Origin of the sequence: Gluconobacter sp. OJB, assembly GCF_039638275.1 — a bacterium.
Lineage (GTDB): Bacteria > Pseudomonadota > Alphaproteobacteria > Acetobacterales > Acetobacteraceae > Gluconobacter > Gluconobacter cerevisiae.
Genome location: NZ_JBDIWH010000010.1, coordinates 1 through 3,536, shown reverse-complemented (window position 1 = coordinate 3,536; position 3,536 = coordinate 1). Strand labels below are relative to the sequence as shown.

Sequence of the window (3,536 nt, the reverse complement as noted above, 5' to 3'; positions counted from 1 at the left end):
CCAAGACCGGCCGGGAATACGAGCTGGCGTTACCGGCCGAGCTGGACGCGGGCGCACGGAAAGAACTGGCCCGGGATTTCGCCCATGAGTTGGTGGAGCGATACGGGGTGGTGGCCGATGTAGCGATCCATGAACCCGGCCGGGAAGGGGATAACCGGAACTATCACGCCCATATCCTCACCACGACCCGGACGGCCGGGGAGGACGGACTGGGGGCCAAGACGCGGATTCTGGACGTGGCCAGCACCGCCTCGGCCGAGATCGAGCATATGCGGGGGGTGTGGGCGCGCCAGGTGAACATGGCGTTGGAACGGCACCAGGTCGAACAGCGGGTAGATCACCGGAGCTTCGAGCGCCAGGGGAAGGAACTGGAGCCGACCCGGCACATGGGGGTGTCAGCGACAGCCATGGAGCGTCAGGCGGCTCGCGAGATCCCCGGCCGAGATCCTGTGACGGATCTCGGGAAGCAGAATGCGGAGATCCGTGAGCGGAACCGGGTGCTGGAAACGGCTCGCAAGGCCATGGAGAAGGCCTCGGCGCTGTTCTCCGGCCTTGAGAAGCGGGCACGGCTGGCGGTTGGTCTGGCCCGGAAGCTCGGGGAGCGGATGGAGCAGCAGCGGGAAGCCGAACGCCAGAGGCAGGAGCGGGTCCGTCAGGCTGAAATCAGGCGGGAAATGCAGCGTCAGGCAGAGCAGCGGGCGGCCGATGAAGCCCGGAAGGCCGCCGAACTGGCGAGGCAGAAGCAAGCCGCCAAAGAGATCGACAGGCCAACAGTCAGGCGTTCCCGTGACCGGGGGCCAAGTATCGGGTTGTAAAATTTGAATGCGCCAATCAAAAGCGGCTTTCAATTCTTCAAGGAACTACATCTGTGAGCTATTTTTATCTCGGCATAGCCATTGTTGCCGAAATCATCGCAACTTCGCTTCTTAAAACCTCTGAAGGTTTCACACGTCTTATCCCGACGATCATTCTTGGTATTGGCTATCTCGTTGCCTTCTATTGTCTTTCGATGGCTCTCAGAGATATTCCGACCGGGATTGCTTACGCAATCTGGTCTGGTGTGGGTATTGTTCTTGTTGCTGTAATTGCCTTTATTTTTCAGGGACAGAGCCTCGATCTACCTGCAATGGTCGGAATGACTTTGATCATTGCAGGTGTGTTGGTGATGAACCTCTTTTCAACAGCAACGGTGCACTAATTCTGTTTGCATAAAGGCTAGTTCGTCGGACAGGTCGATCATGATGCACCCCCTTGGAGAAGTTCGAGCTGCATGGGTGGCCGTGTTTCCGCGGCCTGCGCCTTGCGGACGTCCAGCGAGCCATTCCATGCCACATGCGGGTTGATGAAATATACGGCCATTCCTCGGCCTTGTACGCCTTCAATCCTGCGACGCTCACGGCGGATCACGCCCATTTTTTCCAGTGTGCCCATGATGGTGCTGACGTTTTTGGGCGCACATCCGATCCGTTCGGCGAGCTGGTCACGCGTGAGTAGGACTTCGCCCGTGTCCTGCCGGAGATTGAGCAGCACCAGATCGAAAGCATGACGGACCTGATTGGGGCGATCATCAGACGATAATTCGCGGATAGCGTCCCAGATGGTGGCGGTCTGCATACGGCTCAACATGGTGAAACCTCCCGGCCAAAGCCCTTCGGTGGTGTCTGGTCGCGCTGCCTTTTGCAACGCGTGTGTGGCGCGTGAGATGGCTATACGCGCCTCTCCGGGCAAATGCTTCAGGAGTTCTTCAGACAGGAGCGAGAGCTGCTCGGCGGCGTGTGCCGCTTCCTCCTGTCCGGATCGCTGCGGCTTGGTGGTGAGGCGCACAATCTGGGCCATGTCTCGCTCCTTGTGGAGAACCTGTCTTTAGGTCTCGGATTCCGAGGTCTACTAGTCTCAGAATCCGAGACCTAAAACAATCGCTTTCTCGCTGTTTGCTGCGGGATATGGCGCTCCTTAAGAAAGAGAAAAGAATCTAATCTCTCTGTTGGTCTCTCTTTTTCGGTGGAAAACTGCCATTTTGGGGTCTGGTCCGGCGCCCTGCGGGCGGGCTATGCCGCTCCCGCTCCGCGCTCGCCCGGACCCTGTGACGCCGGCAGAACCGGGCAAGAGAAAATAGCTCAGGAAGGGATGAGAGGGCTGGCCGGCTTTCCCATCCCGGTGACGGTCAGGGGATATACCAGCCGCTAAGGTTCCCTTTGGCGTCCAGTTTCGGGAAGCAGACCGTCCGGCCCTTCTGGCGCTCCATGGTCCAGCCTTCCCCCTTGCACAGGGCCAGCATATCGAGGCTGCCAAGCTGATCGAGGCCATAGGCCCGCTGTCCGGCCGGGGTGTTGGCCCAGCTGGCGGCGGCTTCCTGATTTCGGGCTTTCTGGTATCCATCCGCGTGCCCGGTGTCCCATCCAGCCCGATGACCGAAGAAATATCCCCCGCCAAACGCCACCAGAACGAGCAGGAAGGCCGTTAGGCCCGTCCAGAGTAGAGAAGAGCGCATTTCGGTCTGAGCGGCCTGTAGCGCCTTCTGTGAGGCTCCTGTGGCCTGTTTGAGAGCTGTCTTCATTTCGTCCGACAGGGTGTGTTCCTGCTGGTTTCGGGCCGCCTGATCGGACCGGACGGCCCGAAGCAGACGGTTTGTCTCCGCCATTTCCCGGCCGAGCTGGTCGAACGCTGCCAGCCCGTCATCCAGCTCTTGTTCGTCACTCATGACCGGTCAGGCTCCGGCTTCTGCCACCCCTCGAACGCCTTGTGGTCATGGTCGCGGGTGATGCGTTTCATCAGCTCATCAATGACCCGGCCGAAGCGTTCATCCTTCCCGGCCGCGTCGATCAGCAACCCACCCAGAATGACCTTGCGGCGGGTGTCCAGTTTGCGTTCCTCGGCGGTCTGTCTGGCGAGTAAAGCCTGATACCGGGCCTTAGCCTGTTCGACCTGCTGTTTTGCCTTCTCGATGGGTGTCATTTTTCCTCCCGCCCCAAGTGGGTGCAATGGTCTGTTGTCATTCCTGTCATCGCGTGACCCTGTTGAGATACCCTATTTTTCGGAAGTTTCCTTGATTCGTCGTGAAGGCCAAACAACCCTTGCGACGAAGGAGTGAAGGGCGCACTTTAGCATTGTTCCAATGCGTGCGTCAGGGACGTTCCTTCCCTGAACCCTTCCTTATCCCGGTGCCCTGTGGCGATCTATCACCTGTCCGTCAAATCCATATCCCGTTCGGCCGGTCGCAGTGTCGTCGCTGCTGCTGCCTATCGTGCTGGTCAGGAACTGACGGACGAACGGCAGGGCCTGACGCACGACTACACCCGGAAACAGGGGGTAGAGGATGCGTTCATCGTGGTCCCGGATGGTGCGGACTGGGCGCAGGACCGGAACGCTCTATGGAACGCAGCCGAGACGGCCGAAAAGAGGAAGGACGCCAAGACCGGCCGGGAATACGAGCTGGCGTTACCGGCCGAGCTGGACGCGGGCGCACGGAAAGAACTGGCCCGGGATTTCGCCCATGAGTTGGTGGAGCGATACGGGGTGGTGGCCGATGTAGCGAT

At 59.7% G+C, this 3,536-nt stretch carries 6 protein-coding genes; 3 read left to right on the top strand and 3 right to left on the bottom strand.

Annotated features, from left to right (window positions below; genetic code table 11):
* Both ABDK74_RS15875 and ABDK74_RS15870 read left to right on the top strand, forming a co-directional pair.
* A partial coding sequence (locus ABDK74_RS15875) for a MobA/MobL family protein (protein WP_346004599.1) occupies window positions 1–815 on the top strand: 815 nt, incomplete at its 5' end.
* A 53-nt stretch (window positions 816–868) separates the two neighbouring features.
* Entirely contained in the window at window positions 869–1,198 is a 330-nt protein-coding gene (locus ABDK74_RS15870; RefSeq protein ID WP_194265702.1) for an SMR family transporter, read from the top strand.
* A gap of 38 nt (window positions 1,199–1,236) precedes the next feature.
* On the opposite strand, the gene ABDK74_RS15865 is transcribed toward ABDK74_RS15870, so the two are convergent.
* The 3 genes from ABDK74_RS15865 to ABDK74_RS15855 all read right to left on the bottom strand — a co-directional run bounded on the left by ABDK74_RS15865 (window position 1,237) and on the right by ABDK74_RS15855 (window position 2,955).
* On the bottom strand, window positions 1,237–1,836 hold the full coding sequence (locus ABDK74_RS15865) for a helix-turn-helix domain-containing protein (protein ID WP_194265701.1): 600 nt from the start codon (window positions 1,834–1,836) through the stop codon (window positions 1,237–1,239).
* A gap of 328 nt (window positions 1,837–2,164) precedes the next feature.
* Entirely contained in the window at window positions 2,165–2,701 is a 537-nt protein-coding gene (locus ABDK74_RS15860; protein WP_194265700.1) for a replication protein, read from the bottom strand.
* Window positions 2,698–2,955: a mobilization protein gene (locus ABDK74_RS15855; protein ID WP_094754701.1), complete on the bottom strand. Its 258-nt coding sequence runs from the start codon at window positions 2,953–2,955 to the stop codon at window positions 2,698–2,700. Before ABDK74_RS15855 ends, ABDK74_RS15860 begins: the two co-directional genes overlap by 4 nt.
* A gap of 213 nt (window positions 2,956–3,168) precedes the next feature.
* On the opposite strand from ABDK74_RS15855, the gene ABDK74_RS15850 reads away from it, so the two are divergent.
* The coding region (locus ABDK74_RS15850; protein ID WP_346004598.1) for a MobA/MobL family protein at window positions 3,169–3,536 on the top strand (368 nt) is incomplete at its 3' end.